This is a genomic window from Hydrogenophaga sp., from assembly GCF_031426985.1.
Lineage (GTDB): Bacteria > Pseudomonadota > Gammaproteobacteria > Burkholderiales > Burkholderiaceae_C > Hydrogenophaga.
The window spans coordinates 28,169-50,629 of sequence record NZ_JASJOY010000014.1; the positions used below are offsets into that span (position 1 = coordinate 28,169).

The following is a 22,461-nucleotide window of genomic DNA, read 5'->3' on the forward strand; positions in this document are numbered from 1 at the left end:
CAGCCATGAACACCGCTTTTTCCGTTTCGTCCATCCGAGACCTGGTCCGCACGAACCAGGTGCACAAAGACCTCTACCTGAGCCCGGAGCTATTTGCGTTGGAGCAGCGCGAATTCTTCGGCAACACGTGGCAGTACGCCGGCCACACCAGCCAGATCCCGCAGCCTCTGGACTACTTCACGGTGGACATCGCCGGCCAGTCGCTGCTGCTGCTACGGGACAACGACGGCGAGGTGCGTGCGCTGCACAACCGCTGCGCCCACAAGGGCGTGCGGCTGTACACCGCGGAGGCGGGTCAGTTGGGCGCGCGGTTCCTGCGCTGCCCCTACCACGCCTGGAGCTACCGCCTGGACGGTGCGCTGGCGGCCTACCCGCTGCGCAGTGGCTACGAAAGCACGGGCATGTGCGAGTCATCCAATGGTCAGGGGCTGGCACCGGTCAGCGGGCTGCGGGTGTACCGGGGCTTCATCTTCGTGCGGGTCAACCCCGAGGGGCCGGACTTTGAGGACTACTTCGGTGAGGTGCTGGCGGCGCTGGACCAGATGGTGGATCGCTCGCCTGTGGGCGAGCTGGTGCTTGAGGGCGGCGTTTTGCGCAACACCATTCATTGCAACTGGAAGTTCTACCTGGAAAACATCAACGACACGGTGCACCCGGTGAGCACCCACGAGTCGGCGGTACGGGCGGCGCAGTCGCAGTGGACCGAGACGGACCCGGCGGTGCCTCGGCCGCTGGCGATCGAACAGATCTTGCCCTTCGGCCAGCCCTACGCCTTTTTCGAGGGCATGGGCGGACGGGTGCTGCCCAACGGCCACAGCATCTCGGGCACGCGCGCCAGCGTGCACTCGGGCTATGGCGAGCTCGGCGACTACGTACAGGCACTGGCCGCCGCACACGGCGAGGCGCGCGCCCGCGAAATCCTCGACCACTCGCCACAGAACGTGGTGCTCTACCCCAGCCTGGCGGTCAAGGGTTCGCCACAGACGATCCGCGTGATTCGCCCGGTGGCGGTGGACCGCACGGTCATCGAGGCCTGGAACTTCCGCACCGTGGGCGGGCCCGACCTGCTGCTGGACCGGGCACTGAACTACAGCCGACTGGTGTTCTCGCCCATGTCCATCGTCGCGCACGACGACATCCACCTGTTCGAGCAGCAGCAGCAAGGCCTGCGGTCGGGACCCAACGACTGGGTCAGCCTGCACCGCGACTTCCAACCCGCCGAGCTCGACCAGTTGCCCATGGACACCAACGGCAGCAGCGAACTCCTGATCCGCAACCAATACCGGGCCTGGGCGCAGCACATGACCCGCCGGATCGCCTGAGGTGCACCATGCTGGCCCATCTGCAAGACTTCATCTTTGACGAAGCCCGCCTGCTGGACGAAGCCGAATTCGAACGCTGGCTGACGCTGTTCGCAGATGACGGGCGCTACTGGGTGCCGCTCAAGGGGCGCGCGCAGACCGAGGATGAGCGCCACAACGCCATCGCAGACGAAAGCCCCTTGCTGCTGCGCTTGCGAGTCGCCCGGCTGCGCAGCGGTCGCGCCCATTCACAGCAAGTGCTCAGCCAGTGCCAGCATGTGCTGCAGCCACCCCGCCTGCTGTCGTCTGAGGGCGGACTGCACACACTGCACACCCCGTTCAGCTACGCCGAAAGCCGGGGCGAAGAGCTGGTGGTGCTGCATGGCCATTGCGTGCACCGGCTGCGCGAAACCCCAGAGGGACTGCGCATCGTTCTCAAGCGGGTCAACCTGGTCAACGCCCACAGCCGTCTGCCCATGATCCAGCTGTTTCCCTGACCGGACCGGCGAATGATCAGGCGCCCTTGAGCGTCTGGGTCGGGGTGCAGCCGAAGCGCTTCTTGTAATAGCCGGCGAAGCGGCCCATGTGGGTGAAGCCGCTTTCCATGGCGATGTCGGTCACGTGCACACCGCGACGGTCGGACCGCGCCAGACGCAGGCCTTCGTGCACACGGTCCAGCTGGACACCGCGCACATAGGTCAGCGGCGACTGGTCGAAGCGACGTCGGAACGCGGCCTCCAGCGTGCGTGGACTGACACAGGCTGCGCTGGCGATGTCGGCCACTGTCAGGCGATCGCTGGCGTGAGCCTGGATGAAATCCATGGCGCGCTGCAAGGCCCGCTGGCTGTTGGCCGACATGGGCTGCGCGAGCGGCATCTGCGCGTCATGGTCGTTGAACAGCATGCCCAGGCCGGCCACCAGGAAACCCTCCATGGCCTGTTGCATCTGCGGTTGAGCCAGCCACTGGTCGCCAAACTGGTGCAGGCTGTTGGTCATGTCCAGCACCGACTGCCACCACGCGCCCACCGAGGGGGTGGCGCGCGCCAGGGCCAGGGTGGGGTCGCCGTCGCGAGTGGTCGGCGTCACCCCCACCACATCCTCCAGCATGGGACGCGGCACTTCGAGCAGCACCATTTCGCAATCGCTTGCCCAGTGCATGCTGGTGCGCTGGCGCGGGTGCAGCACCCCCATGGTGCCCGGGTCGAGCACCGCGCTGCGGCCCGCGCACTCGGTGACCGCCAGACCCCGCAGCGGCAGCAGGAACATATAAAAATCGCCGCGCTCGCCGGGGTCGATATCAACCTCCGCGCCGTAGGTGAGCACGTTCAGGCCGATCTGGCTCAGGCCGACGCGGTTGTGCCTCAGCGACAGTTCGTGGGAAGGACCGCACTTGAACAGGCGGTGCGGCGAGAACACGCTGCTCATCATCGCGCTGGCCTCGTCGGTGGAGTGCGAGCGGAACAGAGGAAAGCGATCCAGGAGGTGGGTTTCGCGGCTCATGGGCATGGCGTCAAAGGCAGTGGGCGGTGGCACAGATGCCCGGCGCGGGGAGCCGATCCGGGGAGTTGGACGGATGCTAACTTGTTTAGGGTTAAACTATCATGAGGGTATTCCCAGGTCCTCAAAGACCATTCTCAAGCACCCAGCAAGACCCGTTCCACATCCCAAAACCGACCCCGGGGCGGGCTATGATCGCCACATGTCCGATCATCTGCTCGACGTGCACGAGCCCCTGCCGTTTGTGGACGACTACCTTCCCGCCCTGCTGGCACAGGCCAGCGAGCTCATTTCCGGCGAATTCCACGAAGTGGTGCAGGCCTCCGGGCTCTCGGTGACGGAGTGGCGCATCCTGGCCACATTGGCCAGCAAACCGGGCCTGAGCATCGGGGGTCTGGCCGACATCACGGTGAGCAAGCAACCCACAGTCACCCGCCTGCTGGACCGGATGGAGAGCAAGGACTACGTGCAGAGGTACGCGCACTACAGCGACAGGCGCATCACCATGGTGCGCATCACACCACTGGGTCGCACGATCGTGGCCGACCTGATGGCCCAGGCCAAAGACCATGAACGCCGCGTGCTGCAGCCCTTCGGCCTCAAACGCGCCGAGAACCTCAAGGTGACTTTGCGGCGCATCATCGAACTGCACCGCGGGCCGGGCTGACCTGCAAACCTTTCGCTACAAGGCCAGGCTGCCCACGCTGGTGCCACCGCACACGTAGAGCACCTGCCCGGTGACAAAGCCATTGGCTGGCTGGGCAAAGAAGGACACCGCACGCGCCACGTCGGCCGACTCGCCGAGGCGGCGCACCGGCACCGAGGCGGCCAGCGCCTTCTCGCGTTCGCTGCCCTGCTCCACCACGTCGTAGAACATGTCGGTGCGAATGGGCCCGGGTGCCACCACGTTGACGGTGATCCCCTCGGGCGCCAGCTCCAGCGCCCAGGTGCGCGCCATGCCCAGCATGCCGGCTTTGGTGGCCGAGTAGCTGGTGCGGGTCTGCAGGCCCAGCGCGGCGCGCGAGGACAGCAGGACCACGCGCCCGAAGTGGCGCGCCCGCATGGCCGGCAACGTGGCCTGCACCAGCTGGATGGCACAGCCCAGGTGCAAGTCCACCAGGGCGTCGAGGTCGCTGAGCTTCACATCGGGCAACAGCGCGGCGCGGATCACACCAGCGTTGTGCACCACGGTGGTTACCTCGTGCTGCCGGACCATGGCTTGTACCGCCTCGGCGGTGGCGGCGCGGTCGCTCAGGTCCACCTCGATGCTGTGCAACCGGGGGTGGTGAATCTCGGCGCGGCGGCGCGAAAGCGACACCACCTCGTATCCCTGCTCCAGAAGCTGTTCGCAGATCACCTTGCCGATGCCGGCACTGCCGCCGGTGACGGCGGCCACCATGTTGGGACGGGCGGCCATCATCGCGCTTCGTCCACCAGTGCCAACACCCGCAGAGGGCTGCCACTGCCGTTCTCGATCTTCAGCGGCGCGGCCACCACCAGCGCGCCCGTAGGCGGCAGCTGATCCAGGTTGGTCAGGCACTGCAGGCCGTACTTACCGGCGCCATGCATGAGAGAGTGGCAGGGGTATGGCGGTCGCAGGTGATATCCCTGCCCGGCGTCGGTGCCAATCGCCTCGGAGCCGAAACCCAGCACGTCGCGCTGCTCGACCAGGAAGCGCACCGCGTCGGTACCCGGGCCGGGCGTGTGCTGGCCGGTCTGGTCGAAATTCTGATAAGCCTCACCGTCGCGCTGTGCGCTCCATCGCCGCGACCAGTCGGTGCGCATGAGCACCCAGGCGCCCGCCGGGATGCGACCGTGGGCGGCTTCGAAGGCCTCAATGTCTGCCACGGTCATCAGATAGTCCGGGTCGGCCGCGCTCTGGGCACTGCAGTCGATGACACAGGCCGGCGCCATGAACCGCTGGGCCGGGATGGTGTCCACCGAATTGTTGGGCAGGTCGCGCCCGGAAATCCAGTGAATGGGTGCATCGAAGTGCGTGCCGGTGTGTTCACCGCAGGAAAAATTGTTCCAGTACCACCCTGGCCCTCTCTCGTCGTAAGCCGAGATCTGCTCAATCCGGAAGGGCTGGCACTGCCCCATTTCGGGGGGCAGTGCAATGGCCGGAAAGTCGGGACTCAGCGTCTGTGTCAGGTCCACGATGCGGATGCGACCGCTCAGCAGGGCCAGGGCCAGGCTGCCGAGCAGGCCATCGGAATTCGAGGGGTTCATGTCAGCGACTCCATTGCGCCCACGACTGGGCGCCAGGGGGGAAAAGGGTTCCAGCGGGGACAGGGCCGGACGGTGTGCGCGCCGCGAGGACGGAAGATGCGGCCCCGCAAAGGGCACCTGCAACGGGGTGGCTCATGGCATCACATGCCGCCTGCGGCCAGTTCGCGTTCCAGCACCTTGGGGTTGTCGCGCCAGCGGTGCAGCCACTCCTGTGACACGTCGCCGGGGTACACATCCTCCACGCCGTCACGCAGCGCTTTCACGATCGCGGTGGCCAGCGCGGCTGGCGCCACCTTCGGCGGCGGCAGGTTTTGGTTCCATTCCTCGTCGACCGGGCCGGGAAAGACATTGATGACCCGGATACCGGCCGGACGCATGTCGGCGCGCAGGTTCTGCGACAGCGACAGCGCCGCAGCCTTTGACGCAGAGAAGGTGCCCTGGGCCGGGAAGTTGCTCAGCGCAAAGATCGACAGCAGATTGACCCATGCGGTGGCGTGGACGGGACCGTCGGCCGAACGGCCCTTGAGCGCCGGCCCGAAGGCCTGCGCCAGGCGCAGCAGGCCGAAGTAGTTGACTTCCATCTCGGCCTTGGCCACGTCGGTGCCGCGCCGCGCCGAGAGACCGAACGCGCGGTGGTACTCGGCGGTATTGACCACGATGTCGACCTTGCCGCCGATCTCGCCGGCCAGTTCGCGGACCGAGCGCTCATCGGTCACGTCCAGCGGCACCAGCGTGACGGGTGGGAGCGCCTGGATCTCCGCCAGCCCGGGCAGCTTCTTCCAGGGCTCGGCGTGCCCCACCCACACGAGGTCGGCACCGGCCTTCACCAGCGCCTTGACCACGGCCTGGCCCACGGCACTTTTGCCGTCGGTGACCAGCACCTTGCGGTACTGCGGATCGCTGCCCATCTCGCGCAACATCGGGTCCTGCTCCATGGTCTCGCTCGCTTTCTCTGGGAATCCGATCAACACCGCCTGGCCGGCGCGGTCAAGGCGGACGCCCACGCGCACCCGTGCGGGCGCGTCGCCCACCTCGCCGTGCAGGTGCACCATCACGCTGGGGCCGGCGTCGAGCTGCACCATACCCAAACGCCAGGGCAGGCGCTCACGGAAGTACAGATCGTTGCTGTGGTCCAGGACGGTGGTGGCCAGCAGCTGACCCGCACCGCTCTGCGGTGTCCAGCGCAGATCGTCCGATACACATCGGTGGCAGGCCTCGCGCGGCGGGTACTGCACCGCACCGCAGCAGGCGCACACCTGCAGCTCCAGCCGGCCTTCGGCCGCGGCCGCCGCCAGGCCCAGGGCAACGCGGCCCCGCGCGCTGGGTGGCAGATTCATCTGCGGCGTTCGCAGGACGGGGTTCTTGCGCGGGGGCCGCGGCATGGGGATGCTCATGGCGCCTCCGCCTGGGTGTGCAGGAAGAACACGAGGTGTCGGATCATGCAGAAGCTCCCAGAATGACCGCACCGGTGCACAGGCAGCGGTCGTAGGTGACCATGCCAAAGCCACCGACGAGGCCCAGTCGTGCCCCCGGCACAGCCCGTTCGCCGGCCTGGCCCGTGAGCTGGCGCAGGGTTTCGGTCAGGCCCAGGAAGCCGCCGGCGGCGCCGGCCTGGCCCGCCGACAGCTGGCCACCGCCGGTGTTGTTGGGAAAGTCGCCGTCATGGGTCAGGCGGTGTTCGCGCACAAAAGCCGGGCCTTCGCCTTTGCCGCAGAAACCCAGGTCCTCGAACTGCATCATCACGATCACGGGATAGTCGTCGTATGTCTGGACCAGGTCGATGTCGGCCGGCGCGGCGCCGGCCATGGCGTACAACTCCTCGCGGTCCACGCGCCAGCCGCCACGCACCATGACCGGGTCATCGGCGTAGGCGTTATGGCGTTCGATGGCGCCACGCAGCAGCGCGTGAGGCAGGCCGAGTTCGCGCGCCCTGGCCTCGCTCATCACCAGGAAAGCCTCGGCACCTGCGCACGGCATGACGCAGTCGAACAGGTGGATCGGGTCGGAGATGGCCTTGGCTTTCAAGTACTCGTCCAGCGACAGCGGTTTCTGGAACAGCGCATTCGGGTTCTTCAGGGCGTTGCTGCGCTGGTCCACCGCGATGCGGCCGAAATCCGCACGGGTGGCGCCGTACTGGCGCATGTAGTGCGCCGTGATGAAGGCGAACATCGAGTTCGGGCCGCCGGCACCATAGGGATAGGTGGCGTCGCGGGCGAAATCACTGAAGGCACCCAAAGTCTGGCGGAAAGAGTCGACGTGATTGGTGTCGCCGGCAATGCAAGCCACGATGCTGGCATCGCCACACTGCACCGCACGAGCGGCGCGGCGCAGCGCCATCACACCCGAAGCACCGCCGGTGGGAATGTGGTCGAGCCAGCGCGGTGACAGGCCCAGGTGCTGGGTCACGCCCACCGCCGTGTCGGGTGCAAGCGAAAAACTGCTGACCGTCAGACCGTCGATCTGTGCCTTCTCCAGCCCCGACTGCTGCAGCAGCGCGTGCAGTGCGTGGCCCAGGAACCAGTGCGCGCCCCGGGTGGAGTAGCGCTCGTAAGGCACGGTGACGGGAACCGCCACCGCCACCCCTTCGTAGCCTTTGCGTGTGTGGATATGCGCCATACGTGAAGTCACTCGATCCGGATGCCTGCGCTCTTGATGATTCGAGAGAACTTGACGGTGTCGTCCTTGATGGTCTGGGCGAACTGCTCGGGTGTGCCAGCCACCACAGTCATGCCCATCCCCGAGAGCTGATCACGCACCTCACGCAGCTGCAGGATGCGAACGATCTCCTGGTTGAGCTTGGTGACGATGGCCTTGTCCACGCCCGCAGGCGTAAGGAACCCAATCCAGGTGACAAGAGCCACACCCGGCACGCCGGCCTCGGCCAGCGTCGGCACATCTGGCAGCAGCGGGCTTCGCGTCGCGCTGGTCACCGCCAGCGGGCGCACCTTGTTACCCTTGATGTGGGCCATGGCTGGGCCCAAGGCGTCAAAGATGACCGGCACAGTTCCGCCGATCGTGTCCACCATGGCCGGTGCGCCCCCTTTGTAGGGCACTGCCAGCAGGTCAGCGCCGCTGCTGGCCTTGAAACTTTCGCCGGCCACCTGGGCCGGCAGTGCACCGTGGGCGTAAGCGAGTTTGCCGCCTTCTTGTTTGGCAAGGGCCAGCAGCTCTTTCACGTTCTGTGCCTTCACGCTGGGGTTCACCGCCAGGACCATGGGCATGTGAATGGCCAGTGTCACGGGCGAAAAGCTGGCCACCGGGTCGTACGGCAGCTTGGCATAGAGTGAGGGATTCATCGCCAGCGTGGAGTCGATGGCGACGAACAAGGTGTAACCATCGGGCGCGGCTCTGGCGGCAGCCTCGGCACCGATCAGGGTGTTGCCGCCGGGCTTGTTCTCCACCACCACAGCTTGCTTCCAGCTGTCGGTCAGGCGTGCGGCCACGGCACGTGCCACGGTGTCGGTACCGCCGCCGGGTGGAAAGGGCACGATGATGCGGATGGGTTTGCTCGGGTACCTGGCCTGGGCGACGCTCGCCAGGGGCAGGCAGGCACACAGGATCAGCAGCAGCGCGCGTTTGGTGTTCATGTCTTGGCTCCGGGGGGGTGGGATCAGCGTGCGAGTTTGTAGCCGGCCGCCTCGCGGTCCCAGGTCTGCGGGGTCACGCCGCGTTCGCGCAGCTTGAACTTCTGGATCTTGCCGTTTTCGGTGGCGGGCAGCTGCGCCAGGAATTCAACATAGCGCGGCACCGCAAAGTAGGACAGACGCGGCTCGCAGAAGCGCATCAGCTCGATCTCATCCAGCGTGGCGCCCTCGCGCAACACGATCGCGGTCATGACCTCGTCCTCGGCCATCTCGCTCTTCACCGGGAACACCGCTGCCACCTCCACCGCCGGGTGGCTCAGCAGCACCTGCTCAACCTCGTACGACGAAATGTTCTCGCCCCGGCGCCGGATGGCGTCCTTCAGGCGGTCCATGAAAGTGAAGTACCCGTCGGCATCGCACACCACGCGGTCGCCGGTGTGAAACCACAGATTGCGCCATGCCTCCACCGTCTTGTCGGCCATGCCGAAATAGCCGGTGGCAAAGGCATAGGGCTCGCTGGCGCGCAACAGCAGTTCGCCCGGCGTGCCGGCAGGCAGTTCGTTGTCGTCTTCGTCGACCACGCGTGCCTCGAAGCCGGGGCGCACAGTGCCCATGGTGCCGGGGCGCTGTTCGGCGATGTCGGCTCCGATGACGAAGTTGCTCTCGGTTGAACCGTAGCCGTCGAGCAAGGCCAGACCAAAGCGCTGGGTGAACTCGGCATGAAACTGGGGCGGCACGCCCGGCGCCAGTGCAATGCGTACCCGGTGGGCCTTGTCGTCGGGCGTGGGGTCCTTGGACAGCAGGATCGGCACCATGGCGCCCAGCACGTAGGTGACGGTGGCCTGGTGGTGCACCAGCGAGGCCCAGAAGGCCGAGGCCGAAAAACGCTTCTCCACCACCAGCGTGGCGCCCATCATCAGGGCCTGGAAGAACGCGTTCATGGCATTGGTGTGGAACAGGGGCAGCGTGGTCAACAGCACGTCGCCCTCAACCAGTCCCAGCAGGGTGCTGGTGTGGGCGCCCCACCAGAAAAACTGACCGTGCGGACAGCACACGCCCTTGGACAGGCCGGTGGTGCCTGAGGTGTAAAGAATGGCCAGGGTGTCACCGGGGCGCACGGGCGCAGCGTCGACGCGTTCGCTCCCCGGGTCGGCGGGGTAGGCCTGGCAGCGCGGATCGGTGGTGCTGCCCTCTGCCTGCCCCAGCACCCAGATGTCTTGCAACGGCACCCGCTCGCCATCCTGCTGGTCCAGCGCCTGCACCACCTGCAGGCCCTCGGCCTCGGTGACGAGCAGGCGGGCGCCAGAGTTGTTCAGGATGTGGCGCAGTTGGGCGCCGCGCGAGGCGGTGTTGATCGGTACGGCCACGGCACCGATCCAGGCACAGCCCAACAGGACCTGGAGGAATTCGATGCGGTTGGAGCACAGCAGCGCCACCCGGTCGCCTGCGCGCAGGCCGGTGCGCTGCAACAGGGCGCCGTAGGCCTGGGCCTGGTCCAGCGCCTTTGCAAAACTCCAGCGCGCGTTGCCTGCGACGAACAGCGTGCGCTGGCCGTGACGCCGGGCCTGGCGCACCAACAGCTGCGGCACGGTGCGCTCGTGCGATGGGATGTCTCGGGTGAAGGCGGTCAGCAGGTCCATGGCGGGCAAAAGGGTGGCATTGGGCAGGCTTGCAGTGTCTGGCAAGGGGCGGCCGGCTCGCAATCCGGTTTCCGCCCGCCGGTGTCCGGAAAGCGCAAACCTGGGCGAGCGGATCACATGAAGAGCTGGATGTTCCCAAAGGCGGCGTCGCAATTCACGAGGTCCACACGTTTGAGGCGCATGCGGAGCGCACCGCCCTGCGCCACCAGGGTGTGGGTGGTCCAGCCGGCGTAGAGGGTCTGGACGTCGCGCCGGCTCTCGATGTAGTGAAAGGCGGTGCGGCAGGTCCAGACCCCGGCCGCGTCGTCGCGGGCGGTGACCATGGGTTGCTGCAGCAAGTGGTGGCAACGGCTGGAGGGCTGCTGCGAGAAGGTGCGCGCGCCGTGAAGCCGCGCGATGCGTACCTGCAACAACAGCTTGTCCTCATACATCAGCGAAGCGTGCAGGCGAGGGTCGGTCTGGCCATGGGCCAGCGGCATCCAGTAATACCCGTCGTCGGTGAACAGCTGCAGCCAGTCATCGAACCGCAGTTCGTCAAGCAGCGCCGCCTCCTGGACCACGAAATCGATCAGATCCTGCTGGGTGGGGGTGTTCATGAGGCGGCCTCCTCTTGCATGGTGGCCGTCATGAAGCGCACCCATGCGCGCATCTGGCTGCGCATCTGCCCTTCGCTGGTGCCGTTGGTGACGGCATGGGTCTGCCCATGCTCGGCCGGGTCGTACAGACGGGCCAGGTTGACCCACTGCGAACCGCGGGAATGCAGGCCGGCCTGGGCGCGTTCGTACATCTCCAGGTCATCGTGCCCGACCACCGAGGTGGGCGCATTGATCAGGCGGTTGTACATGAGCGTGCGCTCCAGAAGCAGGTCGGGGGCGCCCACCAGTCGGAAGGTCCAGCTCTCCACCAGGGTCTGACTGGCCGAGATCGGTTTGAACACCCGCAGGGTCTGGATCGGCCCCTTGACCATGATGTTGGGGAAGTAGACGGTGTTGTGTCGCACGTCACCGAGGATGGCGCGGGCGCGCTCCTCACCGTAGGCCCCGATCATCTGCTCAAGGTAGCCGGGCACGGCCGAGTAGTCGGCGTGGATGGAATCGCTCACGCCGGTGTGGCCGTGACCGTTGTCCCACACCCGTATGCCCATGTTCTCGAAAAACTCGTAGGAGCTCATGAAGGGCGCGAACAGCTCCACCGCCATGGGTTTGGGCGTGTCAGGCGGGGCTTCTTCCCACACCCGAACCGCGGTGCCGGCCGAGGACTCGTGCGCCACCATGGGGTGGCAGGTGTCGGTCTGGTTGTCCACGAGCATCTTCCAGTTGCACTGGTGCAGGTAGCGCATGACGCCGCCGGCCACCTCCAGCCGGCCTTCGGGCGAGCGGTCAACCATGTTGTCCAAGGTGCTCAGGGCGTCACCAAAGAACATGTCGAAATCGATGCCCTCGGGGTTGAGGCGGCAGAACACGAACTCGCGGTAGACGTGCACCGCCCCGACACCCACCATGCCGGCCGCGGCTTCACAGTGTTCCAGGCCGGTGTTGTCGTAACCCTTTTTCAGCGGGATGGACAACAGCTTGCCGTCCGTACGGAAGCTCCAGGCATGGTAGGGGCAGCGGAAGAACTTGCCGGTGTTGCCACAGCCTTCGGGGGCGACCTGCACGCCCTTGTGCGGGCAACGGTTGTAGAGCACCCGGATGCTCTGGTCGGTGTGGCGCACCATCACCACCGGCTGGTCGCCCACCGTGGTGGTGTAGAAGTCGCCCGGTTTGGGCACCTGGCTGGCGTGACCGACGTAGACCCAGGTGTTGGCGAACAGGTGGGACATCTCCAGTTCGAAAACCTCCTGGTCGATGTAGCAGTCTTTGTGCACCTCGGTGTCTCGCACCAGGGCGGCCACGGCTTCGGGGTGGTGGTGGTATCGGCTCATGGCGATCTCCTGTCTGTGGACGTTCAGTCGAGCTTGATGCCGGCCTCGCGAATCACGCGGCCCCATCGCTCGCGTTCCACTTGGGCGTAGCGAACAGCCTCGGCAGGGGTGGTGGCCATGGGCTCAATGCCCAGTGTCTGCAGCCGCGCCTTGACCGCGGTGGAGTTCAGCGCATCGTTGAGGTGGCGGTTCAAGGTCTGCACCGTTGCGGCACTGGCGCCCGAGGGTACGACCAGGGCCTGCCAGGCATAGGCTTCAAACCCGCCCAGGCCCTGCTCGGCCAGGGTCGGAATGTCGGGCATGGTCTTGAGCCGCTGCAGGCTGGCCACCCCGATGGGGCGCACCTTGCCCGCCGCAATCAGGCCGCCACCGCTGGAGGTATCCACAAACATGAAGGGGAGCTGGCCGCCCGCCACGTCGTTCATCGCCGGCGCGGCACCACGGTAGGAGGCGTGGGTCAGCGGCACGCCGATCCGTGCGCCGAAGGACTCGGTCACCAGGTGGTGGGGACTGCCCGTGCCCGGACTGCCGTAAGTGGCCATCCGCGGGTCGCTCTTGATCCAGGCCAGAAACTCCTTGAAATTCTTGGGCGGCGCCTTGGGATTGACCACCAGCACCAGCGGAAAGCGGGCAACCATGCCGACCGGTGTGAAGTCTTTTTCGGCGGTGTAGTTCAGCTTGCTGAAGAGAAACGGGTTGGCGCCGAGTACGGCGGAGTCGGCCGTGAACAAGGTGTTGTCGACATCGCGGACCTTGGCCACGTAATCGGCTGCAATGTTGGAGCCCGCACCGGGCTTGTTGGTCACCAGGATGGTGTGGCTGAGCGACTTGCTCATGGCCTCGGCCAGCATGCGGGCCACGACATCGGAGCCGCCCCCGGCGGCATAGCCCACGACCCACTCGATCGGTTTTCCGGGATCGGTTGCCATGGCCGCCAGGGGCATTGGAGCCACCAGGGCACACAGGAGTCGTGCAAGCAGTCGGGACATCATCGTGGGAACCTCCAGTGGTCAAAGAACAGACATCGAAAGGGTTCACAAATCCAGCACCAGGCGCGGCCCGCGGGCCCGCGAGACGCAGATCTGGATGACCTTGTGGGTGGCTTTCTCGGCGTCGCTGAGCACGTGGTCGCGGTGGTCCACTTCACCGTCGATGACGGGCACCGCGCATACCCCGCACTCGCCTCGGTCGCAGTCATGTATCGGGTCGACGCCATGCGCCAGAAGGCAGCCGAGAATGGACTGATCGGCGGCCACCTGGTACGTCACGCCGCTTTGCGCGAGCACCACCTCAAAGGCCTGATCGCCTGCAACCGGTGCAGCGGCTGCAAACAGTTCGAACTGGACGCGACCAGCGGGCCAGGCCCGTGCTTTCGCACCCGCCAGCACCGCGTCCAGCATGGGCTGGGGCCCGCACAGGTAGATCACCTCGTCGCTCAAGCAGCCATCGATCAGTGCGTCCGTGTCCAGCGGGCCACCGGCCTCTTCGTCACTGTGCACCCGCAGATCAGCGCCCAACAGGGCCTGCAGCGGTTCGAGGTAGGCCATCTGCTCACGGCTGCGGCTGGCGTAGACCATGCGAACGCGACGACCCGCCGCGCGCAGTTCGGCCGCCATGCTCAACAACGGCGTGACGCCAATGCCACCCGCCACCAGCAGCACCGGAGCGGCACCCGGCAGCAGCGGGAAATCGTTCTTCGGCAGGCCAACCTGCACCACGTCGCCGCAGGCCAAGGTGTGGACGAAACGCGAACCGCCGCGGCCTTTGTCTTCCCTGCGAATAGCGATTTCGTATTGCGTTGGCGCGTGCGTGGCACCCGGCAGCGCCTGCGTGTTGACCAGGGAGTAGTGGCGCCAGTCCGGTGTGCCGTCCGGCAGTGTCACGCCCACCCGCACATGTGCGCCAGCCGTGAAACCTGGCAAGGCCTCACCCGTGAGGCTCTGCAGCACCAGACGCCGTATCAGCGGGTGAAGAGATTCGCAGTGGGCGACGCGCAAATGGAGCAAACCGGACATGCTTCGAACTCCTGGTCCATGATTTCGGATGGATTCTGGCGCAAACAACTTTAAAAGTAAACAATTCCATTTTCATGGTTTTCCCTATGGAAACAGCGGTCGTCAAATCGGGGTTTCGATGCGAAGATGCGCCCCGTCGATACCCGCAGCATCGGGAGAATTCCCGGAGAACCGCCATGCCGATCCCACGCTCCCACACCCTGCTCACCCCCTATGGCCCGGTGCACCTGGTCCGCTGCGGACAGGGCACGCCGGTGTTGTTCTTGCACCAGACGCCGCGCTCCTGGCGCGAGTTCGAGGACGTGCTTCCTCTGCTGGCCCCGCAGGCCGACTGCATCGCCATGGACACCGTCGGCTATGGCGACTCCCCACCGTTTGCCGATGGCCAGCCCAGCATCGAACGCTGGGCTGAAACCGCCCTGGCGCTGGCGGACGGGCTGGGCCTGCCCGGCTTCACCGTGGTGGGTCACCACACGGGCGCCGTGATCGCCCTGGAGATGGCAGCGCAGGCGCCCGAACGGGTGCGGGCACTGGTGCTCTCGTCATGCCCTTACGTGGATGCGCAGCGCCGCGAACGGCATGGCCAGCACCCGGTCGTCGATGCCGTGAAGCCGCACGCCGATGGCGGGCACCTGCTGGAGCTGTGGCGAGGCCGCCAGGGCTTCTACCCGGCGGGCGACATGCGCCTGCTGCAGCGTTTCGTGGCCGATGCCCTGCTGTCGGATGGCCGTGCAGCGCAGGGCCACCTCACCGTCAACCGCTACCACATGGAGGCACGCATCGGCCTGGTGCGCTGCCCCACCCTGCTGATCGGCGCCACTGACGATCCCCACGCCTACCCGGCCGTGCCCCGGCTGGCCCAGGCCATCCCCCACGCACAGCGGATGGACATCGCTGGCGGCATGGTGCCGCTACCCGAACAGCTGCCGCGCGAATTCGCCGCCGCCATCGGCGGCTTTCTGGCCGGGCTGCCGACCTGAGCGCGCCCAATCCGGCGGAAAACGGACAACAGCGCGCCGTTTCGGGATAGCGCCGGGTGGGCACCGCCGGCACCATCAAGCGTCATGTGGCCCGCGCGCCATGAAAGGATGAGCATGAGCACTTCATTGACCGACTTCGCACAAGACATCGCCACCGGCAAGCTCCGCGTGGTTGATCTGACCCAGACCCTGTCGGAGTCCTTCCCTGCCCTGCAGCTGCCGCCCCAGTTCGGCCAGGTGTGGGCCTTCAAGAAAGAGCGCATCAGCCACTATGACGAAGCCGGACCGGGCTGGTACTGGAACAACTTCTCCTGCGGCGAGCACACCGGCACCCACTTCGACGCACCGGTGCACTGGATCAGCGGCAAGGACCATGCCGACAACACGGTCGACACCATCGACCCGGCCCGTTTCATCGCCCCCGCCGTGGTCGTGGACGCCAGCGCCGAGGTGGCGTCCAACCCGGACTGGCTGCTGACGGTGGAGTTCCTTCAGGCCTGGGAGGCACGGCACGGCAACATCCCGGCTGGCGCCTGGCTGCTGTTCCGCACAGACTGGAGCCACCGCATCAACGATCCGGCGGCCTTCGTCAACATGCGGGAAGACGGCGCCCACACGCCCGGCCCCACCCAGGCCGCGGTGGAGTGGCTGATCAGGGAACGCGGGGTGCTGGGCTTCGGCGTGGAAACCATCAACACCGATGCCGGTCAGTCCTATGCCTGGCCGGTGGCCTATCCGTGCCACACGCTGATGCACGGCGCCAACCGGTATGGCCTGCAGTGTCTGAAGAACCTGGACCAATTGCCACCCACCGGCGCCGTGATCATTGCCGCACCGCTCAAGATCGAAAGCGGCTCCGGGAGCCCGCTGCGCGTGCTCGCCCTGGTGAACTGAGGAGATCCCCCAATGGCAGAACGTTCCTTCGCCGCCGAGGTGCAGCAGCTCGAGGTGCCCGCCGGCACCGAATTCCACGGTGAGGGCATCCTGGCGGTGACCAAGGCCCTGCTGGAATGTGGCGTGGGCTACGTCACCGGCTACCAAGGCTCGCCCATCTCACACCTGATGGACGTGCTGGCCGATGCCCAGCCCATCCTGGAAAAGCTGGGCGTCTATTTCGAACCCGCGGCCAGCGAGGCCGCAGCCGCCTCGGCACTCTCGGCCTCGGTCAACTATCCCGTGCGCGGGGCGGTCACCTGGAAGTCCACCGTGGGCACCAACGTGGCCTCGGACGCGCTGGCCAACCTGGCCTCGGGGGGCGTCACAGGGGGCTCGCTCATCATCGTCGGCGAGGACTACGGTGAGGGCTCCAGCATCATGCAGGAGCGGACCCACGGCTTCGCCATGAAATCGCAGATGTGGCTGCTCGACCCGCGGCCGCACCTGCCGTCCATCGTCCAGGCGGTGCACGACGGCTTTGCCCTGTCGGAGGCGAGTCGCACGCCGGTGATGCTGCAGTTGCGCATCCGCTCCTGCCACCTGCACGGGAGCTTCACCACGCGCGAAAACCGCCCCCCCACGTTCACGCTGAAAGACGCGCTGGAACAACCCGTGCGCGACGTCAACCGTATCGTGTTGCCGCCCGCCTCCTTCCTGCACGAAAAGGAAAAGATCGAGGAGCGCTGGCCGGCGGCCGTGAAGTTCATCCAGGAGCACCAGCTCAACGAGTTCATCGATGGCGACATTGAGCACCTGGGCATCATCACCCTGGGCGGTCTCACCAACAACGTGCAGCGCGCGCTGCAGCTGCTTGAACTTGGCGACTTGTGGGGCCAGACGCGCCTGCCCCTGTACGTGCTCAACGTGGCGTACCCGCTGGTTGAGGAAGAGGTGCTGCGCTTCTGCAAAGGCAAGAAGGCGGTGCTGGTGGTGGAGGAAGGACAACCCGATTACCACGAGCAGCACCTCAACACCATCCTGCGCCGCGCTAGCGTGGACACCGCCATTCACGGCAAGGACCTGCTGCCCATGGGCGGCGACTACACCGTGGCGGCCCTGCGCAAGGGAATTCGGGGCTTCGTGGAGCGTCACCACCCGGCGGCCTTTGCCAAACCGGTATCGCTGGGCATGCCCATGGTGGCGGCGGCCCCCGCGCCCACCACACCGGCGCCTGTCGCGCCGGCAATCGCCTCCAGCGGCCAGGACATCCTGCTGCCGCCGCGTCCACCCGGCCTGTGCGTGGGCTGCCCCGAGCGGCCGATTTTCTCGGCGCTGACCCTGGCCATGGGCGAACATGGGCAGCATCACATCTCGTCCGACATCGGCTGCCACCTGTTCTCAAGCCAGGCACCGTTCAACCTGGGCGCCACCACCATGGGCTACGGCTTGGGGGCATCCAGCGCCTCGGCCTTCAACGCCGGCCCGCAGCTGGGTGCGTCGAAGCGGGCCATCGCCATGATGGGCGACGGCGGCTTCTGGCACAACGGGCTGGCCACAGGCATCGGCAACGCGGTGTTCAACAAGCACGACAACGTGTTCCTGATCGTTGACAACAACTACTCAGCCGCCACGGGCGGGCAAGACCTGCTCTCCTCGCGTGCCACCAACGCCCACCGGAGCACCCACCACCCGATCGAGAAGGCGGTGCGGGGCGTGGGGGTGGAATGGGTGCGTATGCTGCCCCGCACATACGACGTGAAGGCCATGCGCGCCGCCCTCAGCGAGGCGATGACCACCGCGGTTCAAGGCCCGAAGGTCATCATCGCGCAGAGCGAGTGCATGCTCAACCGCCAGCGCCGCGAAAAACCGCTGGTGGCCGCCGCCATCAAGGGCGGCGAGCGGGTGGTGAAGGAGCGTTTCGGCGTCGATGCAGCCGTCTGCTCGGGCGACCACGCCTGCATGCGCGTCTCGGGCTGTCCCAGCCTGACCCTGGCGCCCAGTGGCGATGCGCTCAAGCCTGACCCGGTGGCTCACGTCGACGAATCCTGCGTGGCCTGCGGGCACTGCGGCGAAGTCGCCGATTCGGCCGTGCTCTGCCCCTCGTTCTACAAGGTCGAGCGGGTTCACAACCCCGCCGGTGGCGACCGCTGGCTCCACGGCCTGCGTCGTGGACTGCTGGGCTGGTGGCACCGCCGCACCCACGCCGAGCGCGCCGCACGCGCGCTGTATTCCCTGGAAGCCCTGTCATGAGCCTGAGCAAAGCCCGTTCCATCAACATCGCCATCCTGGCCCTGGGCGGTCAGGGCGGCGGCGTGCTGGTCGACTGGATCGTCGGCATGGCCGAACACGCCGGCTGGACCGCGCAGGCCACCTCGGTGGCGGGCGTGGCTCAGCGCACCGGCGCCACCATTTACTACGTCGAGCTGGTCTCGCCGCAGGACCGGCCCCGCCCCGATGCGCAGCCCGTGCTGGCGCTGATGGCCGTGCCTGGCGATGTCGACGTGCTGATCGCCGCCGAGCTGATGGAAGCCGGGCGCGCCGTTCAGCGCGGCCTGGTCACGCCCGACCGCACCACGCTGATCGCCAGCAGCCACCGGATCTTTTCCGTGATGGAGAAGACGACCCCCGGCAACGGCCTGGCCGAGAGCGAGCCGGTGGCGCAGCTGCTGCGTGACAGCGCGCGCCAGCTGGTGCTGGACGACATGCAAGCCCTGGCCGTGAACAATGGCAGCGTGATCTCGGCCAGCCTGTTCGGCGCCCTGGCCGGCAGCGGCGCCCTGCCTTTCGCGCAGGCGGACTTCGAGTCCGTGGTCGAGCGCAGCGGCGTGGGCGTCAAAGGCAGCCTGGCCGCGCTGCGCGCCGCCGCCGAGCTGGCACGCCAGCCCCAGGCCCAGCCGCGAGCGGTGGCCTCCGGCATGGCCACCGCCGCCCGCCCCCTGCCCGAGAAGGCCGCAGCCCCGGCGGTGCAACCCCTGCTGGAACGCATCCGTTCCGGCTTCCCGGCACCGGCCTGGAACATCCTCGGTGAAGGCCTGGCCCGCGTGCTGGACTATCAGGACGTGGCTTATGGCACCGAGTACCTGGACCGTGTGGCCACCTTCGTGGCCTTTGGCGACACCACACTGGTGACCGAAGCGGCGCACTGGATCGCGGTCGCCATGAGCTACGACGACGTGGTCCGCGTGGCAGACCTCAAAACCCGACCCGAGCGCTGGGAGCGCGTGCGCCGCGAGGTTGGTGCGGGCGCCGACGAGGTGGTCGGCACCGAGGAATTCTTCCACCCCCGGCTGGCCGAGGTATTGGGCCTTCTGCCACTGGGCCTGGCCCGCTGGGTGCAGGCCAGTCCGGCGCTCAGCGCCTGGCTCGCGCCGCGCCTGGACAAGGGCCGGCGCATCCGCGCCTTCAGTCTGCGAGGCCACATGCAGCTGCGCCTGGTGGCCGGCCTGCGCCGCTGGCGCCGGGGCAGCCTGCGCCACGCCGAGGAAATGCAACACCTGCAGCAGTGGCTGGACCTGGCGCTGGACCTCGCGCCACAGGACGCGGCACTCGCCGCCGAGGTCTTGCGCTGCCGCCGCCTGGTCAAGGGCTACAGCGACACCCATGCACGCGGCAGCAGCCGCTTTGACCGCCTCATGCGGGCGGCACGGCTGCTGCAGGGCCGGGAAGACGCTGCCATCGCGCTGGCCTCGCTGCGTGACGCCGCCCTGAGCGACGCCGAAGGGAAGGCCCTGGCGCAACGCTGGACCTCGTTGCAGCTGCCTGCCAGCGCCTGAAGGATTCGAATGCCAGCCGTCTGGTACGACCGCCACGGCCCACCGTCGGTGTTGCGGTACGGGCCGCCCCCGCTGCCCGAACCGGGCCAGGTGCGCGTGCGGCTGCTCGCCTCGGCGCTGGCGCAACTGGATGCGAAGCTTCGTGCCGGCTTGACTGCAATCGCTGATGGGTCTTCCGATCCAGCACGGAGCTTTTGACAACCGACGACACCATGAACCAAGCTTTTGTTTGCGACGCGATCCGCACCCCTTTCGGCCGCTACGGCGGCGCGCTCAGTTCGGTGCGCACCGACGACCTGGGGGCCATCCCGCTGCGCGCCCTGATGGCGCGCAACCCCGGGGTGGACTGGGCGGCGGTGACCGACGTGCTGTTCGGCTGCGCGAACCAGGCCGGTGAAGACAACCGCAACGTGGCCCACATGAGCAGCCTGCTCGCGGGTTTGCCGCTGGAAGTGCCGGGTGCCACCATCAACCGCCTGTGCGGTTCGGGCCTGGACGCGGTGGGCACGGCCGCGCGCGCCATCAAGGCCGGTGAAGCGGGTCTGATGATCGCCGGTGGTGTGGAAAGCATGAGCCGCGCGCCCTTCGTCATGCCCAAGGCCGAGAGCGCCTTCAGCCGCCACAACGCCGTCTACGACACCACCATCGGCTGGCGCTTCGTCAACAAGCTGATGAAAGCGCAGTACGGCGTGGACTCCATGCCCGAGACGGCAGAAAACGTGGCGACCGATTTCAAGATCGAGCGCGAAGCGCAGGACCGCATGGCCCTGGCCAGCCAGATGAAGGCCGTGGCGGCGATCAAGGCGGGTCACCTGGCGCGCGAGATCTGCGCCGTGAGCATTCCGCAGAAGAAGGGCGACGCGCTGATCGTCGACACCGACGAACACCCGCGCGAGACCAACCTGGAAACGCTGGCCAAGCTCAAGGGCGTGGTGAGGCCTGACGGCACGGTGACGGCCGGCAACGCCAGCGGCGTCAACGATGGGGCCTGCGCGCTGCTGCTGGCCGACGAAGCCACCGCCGCGAAGAACGGCCTGACGCCCAAGGCCCGCATCGTGGGCATGGCCACGGCCGGCGTGGCCCCGCGCATCATGGGCATGGGCCCGGCACCGGCGACGCAGAAGGTGCTGGCCCTGACCGGCCTCACGCTCGAACAGCTGGACGTGATCGAACTCAACGAAGCGTTCGCAGCGCAAGGCCTGGCCGTGCTGCGCCAGCTGGGCCTGCGGGACGACGACCCGCGCGTCAACGCCTGGGGTGGCGCCATTGCGCTGGGCCATCCGCTGGGCGCCAGCGGCGCCCGCCTGGCCACCACGGCGGTCAACCGCCTGCACGCCACGGGCGGGCGTTACGCGCTGTGCACCATGTGCATCGGCGTGGGGCAAGGCATCGCGCTGGTGCTGGAAAGAGTCTGAACGTTCCGTGGACGGTATTCGGCCTCATTGAGCCGACAAACCCCTACCCCTGTCCCATGTGACCTGCTGACACGAACCATTTGCACGGCCGATGGCGCCTCCAGGTCCTAGATGAAAGTGATTTGTGAACTCCGACTCGCATTTTTACGAACCGCGTCTTGGACACGGTCTTTCGCACAACCCGTTCTACGCCATCATGGGGCCAAGAATGATTGGCTGGATAGCGACGCGATCGCGAGACGGCGTGGACAATCTGGCGCCGTACAGTTTTTTCAGCGCATACAGCGTCGATCCTCCGATCATTGGTTTTTCAAGTGAGGGCTGGAAGGACACCGTCGAGAATGTGCGGCATACCGGCGAATTCAGCTGGAATCTGGTGTCGCGTGATCTCGCGCAAGCCATGAATTTGACTTCTCAGCCGGTGCCGGCGGAGGTCGATGAATTTTCGCTGGCAGGCATTCAAAAGAGCGATTGCCGATTGATCGCTGCCAAACGGGTCGCGGACAGTCCCGTGTCCTTTGAGTGTCGACTCAGTGAACTGATTCAGCTGAGGTCGTCGACGGGCGCTCTGGTGAACCGGTGGCTGGTGCTTGGCGAAGTTGTGGGCGTTCATATTGGCAAGGCCTTCTTGGTGGATGGCGTCTATCAAACGGCAGAGGCCCGACCTGTATTGCGCGCAGGCGGAAAGGCGGAGTACTTTGAAATCTCCTCTGAGCTTCGTTTTGAGATGACGATGCCTTGCTAGGGGAGCCAAGGGGTTGTTGCCGGCGCTGAACCGCGAACGCCAGCTGATCCCCCCGCAGGAACAGGCGGTGCTGACCACCACCATGAAGGCAGGCACAGACCATTCAGGCGATCTGAAAGCCGCCATGCCCGACCACCACGCCAACCAGCGCACCGACCAGATCCGCAAGCTGGTGGATGGCGGTCGGCTACAGCCCATGAAACCGGATGCGCAGCAGTACAGCATCGGGTTCAGCGACAACATGTTGCTGCGCGGGTTGGTGCGCGCGTTGACGGATGAGGGATGCATGCCCCCTGCACTGGTGGCACCACCCGCCTGAGCGAACCAACAGCAGCGACCTTCACGGTCGTGGCCAAAAAATGGGAGGGGAAAGCTGGAAATTCACTCACAGCGCACGCCACGGGCGTCCGCTGGACACGGCTCCTGCGACGCGGCTTCCCCAGAGAAGAACCTTGACACCCCGGGTTTGCATGCCCATTCAG

The 22,461-nt window shown here is 66.7% G+C and carries 21 protein-coding genes; 10 read left to right on the forward strand and 11 right to left on the reverse strand.

The genetic code is table 11. The features are described from left to right. Window positions 1-5 precede the first annotated feature (5 nt). Window positions 6-1,322, forward strand: coding sequence for an aromatic ring-hydroxylating dioxygenase subunit alpha (locus RMP09_RS02030; RefSeq protein ID WP_310564338.1), 1,317 nt, complete (start codon window positions 6-8; stop codon window positions 1,320-1,322). 8 nt (window positions 1,323-1,330) lie between these two features. Then, on the forward strand, window positions 1,331-1,798 hold the full coding sequence (locus RMP09_RS02035; RefSeq protein WP_310564339.1) for an aromatic-ring-hydroxylating dioxygenase subunit beta: 468 nt from the start codon (window positions 1,331-1,333) through the stop codon (window positions 1,796-1,798). A gap of 16 nt (window positions 1,799-1,814) precedes the next feature. On the opposite strand, the gene RMP09_RS02040 is transcribed toward RMP09_RS02035, so the two are convergent. Then, window positions 1,815-2,801, reverse strand: coding sequence for an AraC family transcriptional regulator (locus RMP09_RS02040; protein WP_310564340.1), 987 nt, complete (start codon window positions 2,799-2,801; stop codon window positions 1,815-1,817). A gap of 199 nt (window positions 2,802-3,000) precedes the next feature. Here RMP09_RS02040 and RMP09_RS02045 point away from each other — a divergent pair, with 199 nt between their 5' ends. Continuing rightward, window positions 3,001-3,465: a MarR family transcriptional regulator gene (locus RMP09_RS02045; protein ID WP_310564341.1), complete on the forward strand. Its 465-nt coding sequence runs from the start codon at window positions 3,001-3,003 to the stop codon at window positions 3,463-3,465. A gap of 15 nt (window positions 3,466-3,480) precedes the next feature. Here RMP09_RS02045 and RMP09_RS02050 read toward each other — a convergent pair whose 3' ends face one another. The 10 genes from RMP09_RS02050 to RMP09_RS02095 form a co-directional block, all read right to left on the reverse strand. Further along, window positions 3,481-4,215: an SDR family oxidoreductase gene (locus tag RMP09_RS02050; protein ID WP_409559670.1), complete on the reverse strand. Its 735-nt coding sequence runs from the start codon at window positions 4,213-4,215 to the stop codon at window positions 3,481-3,483. Next, entirely contained in the window at window positions 4,215-5,027 is an 813-nt protein-coding gene (locus RMP09_RS02055; protein WP_310564343.1) for a cyclase family protein, read from the reverse strand. Before RMP09_RS02055 ends, RMP09_RS02050 begins: the two co-directional genes overlap by 1 nt. Window positions 5,028-5,167: 140 nt before the next feature. Beyond that, window positions 5,168-6,421 carry an SDR family NAD(P)-dependent oxidoreductase gene (locus RMP09_RS02060; RefSeq protein ID WP_310564344.1) on the reverse strand — a complete coding sequence of 418 codons (1,254 nt, stop codon included), beginning with the start codon at window positions 6,419-6,421 and terminating at the stop codon, window positions 5,168-5,170. Window positions 6,422-6,464: 43 nt separating this feature from the next. Next, window positions 6,465-7,643: a thiolase family protein gene (locus tag RMP09_RS02065; RefSeq protein ID WP_310564345.1), complete on the reverse strand. Its 1,179-nt coding sequence runs from the start codon at window positions 7,641-7,643 to the stop codon at window positions 6,465-6,467. A gap of 8 nt (window positions 7,644-7,651) precedes the next feature. After that, on the reverse strand, window positions 7,652-8,614 hold the full coding sequence (locus RMP09_RS02070) for a tripartite tricarboxylate transporter substrate binding protein (protein WP_310564346.1): 963 nt from the start codon (window positions 8,612-8,614) through the stop codon (window positions 7,652-7,654). A 23-nt stretch (window positions 8,615-8,637) separates the two neighbouring features. Continuing rightward, on the reverse strand, window positions 8,638-10,251 hold the full coding sequence (locus RMP09_RS02075) for an ATP-dependent acyl-CoA ligase (RefSeq protein WP_310564347.1): 1,614 nt from the start codon (window positions 10,249-10,251) through the stop codon (window positions 8,638-8,640). A 113-nt stretch (window positions 10,252-10,364) separates the two neighbouring features. Next, complete coding sequence (locus RMP09_RS02080) at window positions 10,365-10,847, reverse strand: aromatic-ring-hydroxylating dioxygenase subunit beta (RefSeq protein WP_310564348.1); 483 nt, start codon at window positions 10,845-10,847, stop codon at window positions 10,365-10,367. Continuing rightward, a complete protein-coding gene (locus RMP09_RS02085) occupies window positions 10,844-12,175 on the reverse strand; it encodes an aromatic ring-hydroxylating dioxygenase subunit alpha (protein ID WP_310564349.1) in 1,332 nt (443 codons plus the stop codon). Before RMP09_RS02085 ends, RMP09_RS02080 begins: the two co-directional genes overlap by 4 nt. Window positions 12,176-12,198: 23 nt before the next feature. Beyond that, on the reverse strand, window positions 12,199-13,167 hold the full coding sequence (locus RMP09_RS02090; RefSeq protein WP_409559671.1) for a Bug family tripartite tricarboxylate transporter substrate binding protein: 969 nt from the start codon (window positions 13,165-13,167) through the stop codon (window positions 12,199-12,201). Window positions 13,168-13,209: 42 nt separating this feature from the next. Then, the gene (locus RMP09_RS02095) at window positions 13,210-14,190 is read right to left on the reverse strand and encodes a PDR/VanB family oxidoreductase (RefSeq protein ID WP_310564351.1); all 981 of its coding nucleotides are present in this window, start codon (window positions 14,188-14,190) and stop codon (window positions 13,210-13,212) included. Between the two features lie 176 nt (window positions 14,191-14,366). On the opposite strand from RMP09_RS02095, the gene RMP09_RS02100 reads away from it, so the two are divergent. From RMP09_RS02100 to RMP09_RS02130, 7 genes are all read left to right on the forward strand, one after another. Next, complete coding sequence (locus RMP09_RS02100) at window positions 14,367-15,170, forward strand: alpha/beta hydrolase (RefSeq protein ID WP_310564352.1); 804 nt, start codon at window positions 14,367-14,369, stop codon at window positions 15,168-15,170. A 114-nt stretch (window positions 15,171-15,284) separates the two neighbouring features. Beyond that, the gene (locus RMP09_RS02105; RefSeq protein WP_310564353.1) at window positions 15,285-16,064 is read left to right on the forward strand and encodes a cyclase family protein; all 780 of its coding nucleotides are present in this window, start codon (window positions 15,285-15,287) and stop codon (window positions 16,062-16,064) included. 12 nt (window positions 16,065-16,076) lie between these two features. Continuing rightward, window positions 16,077-18,296 (forward strand): indolepyruvate ferredoxin oxidoreductase subunit alpha, encoded by a 2,220-nt coding sequence (locus tag RMP09_RS02110; protein WP_310564354.1) that lies wholly within the window; start codon window positions 16,077-16,079, stop codon window positions 18,294-18,296. Then, window positions 18,293-19,819 (forward strand): indolepyruvate oxidoreductase subunit beta family protein, encoded by a 1,527-nt coding sequence (locus RMP09_RS02115; RefSeq protein WP_310564355.1) that lies wholly within the window; start codon window positions 18,293-18,295, stop codon window positions 19,817-19,819. Before RMP09_RS02110 ends, RMP09_RS02115 begins: the two co-directional genes overlap by 4 nt. Before the next feature lie 212 nt (window positions 19,820-20,031). Continuing rightward, entirely contained in the window at window positions 20,032-21,234 is a 1,203-nt protein-coding gene (pcaF, locus tag RMP09_RS02120) for a 3-oxoadipyl-CoA thiolase (RefSeq protein ID WP_310564356.1), read from the forward strand. 124 nt (window positions 21,235-21,358) lie between these two features. Beyond that, a complete protein-coding gene (locus RMP09_RS02125; protein ID WP_310564357.1) occupies window positions 21,359-21,979 on the forward strand; it encodes a flavin reductase family protein in 621 nt (206 codons plus the stop codon). A 67-nt stretch (window positions 21,980-22,046) separates the two neighbouring features. Beyond that, window positions 22,047-22,298 (forward strand): hypothetical protein, encoded by a 252-nt coding sequence (locus tag RMP09_RS02130; protein ID WP_310564358.1) that lies wholly within the window; start codon window positions 22,047-22,049, stop codon window positions 22,296-22,298. Window positions 22,299-22,461: the final 163 nt, after the last annotated feature.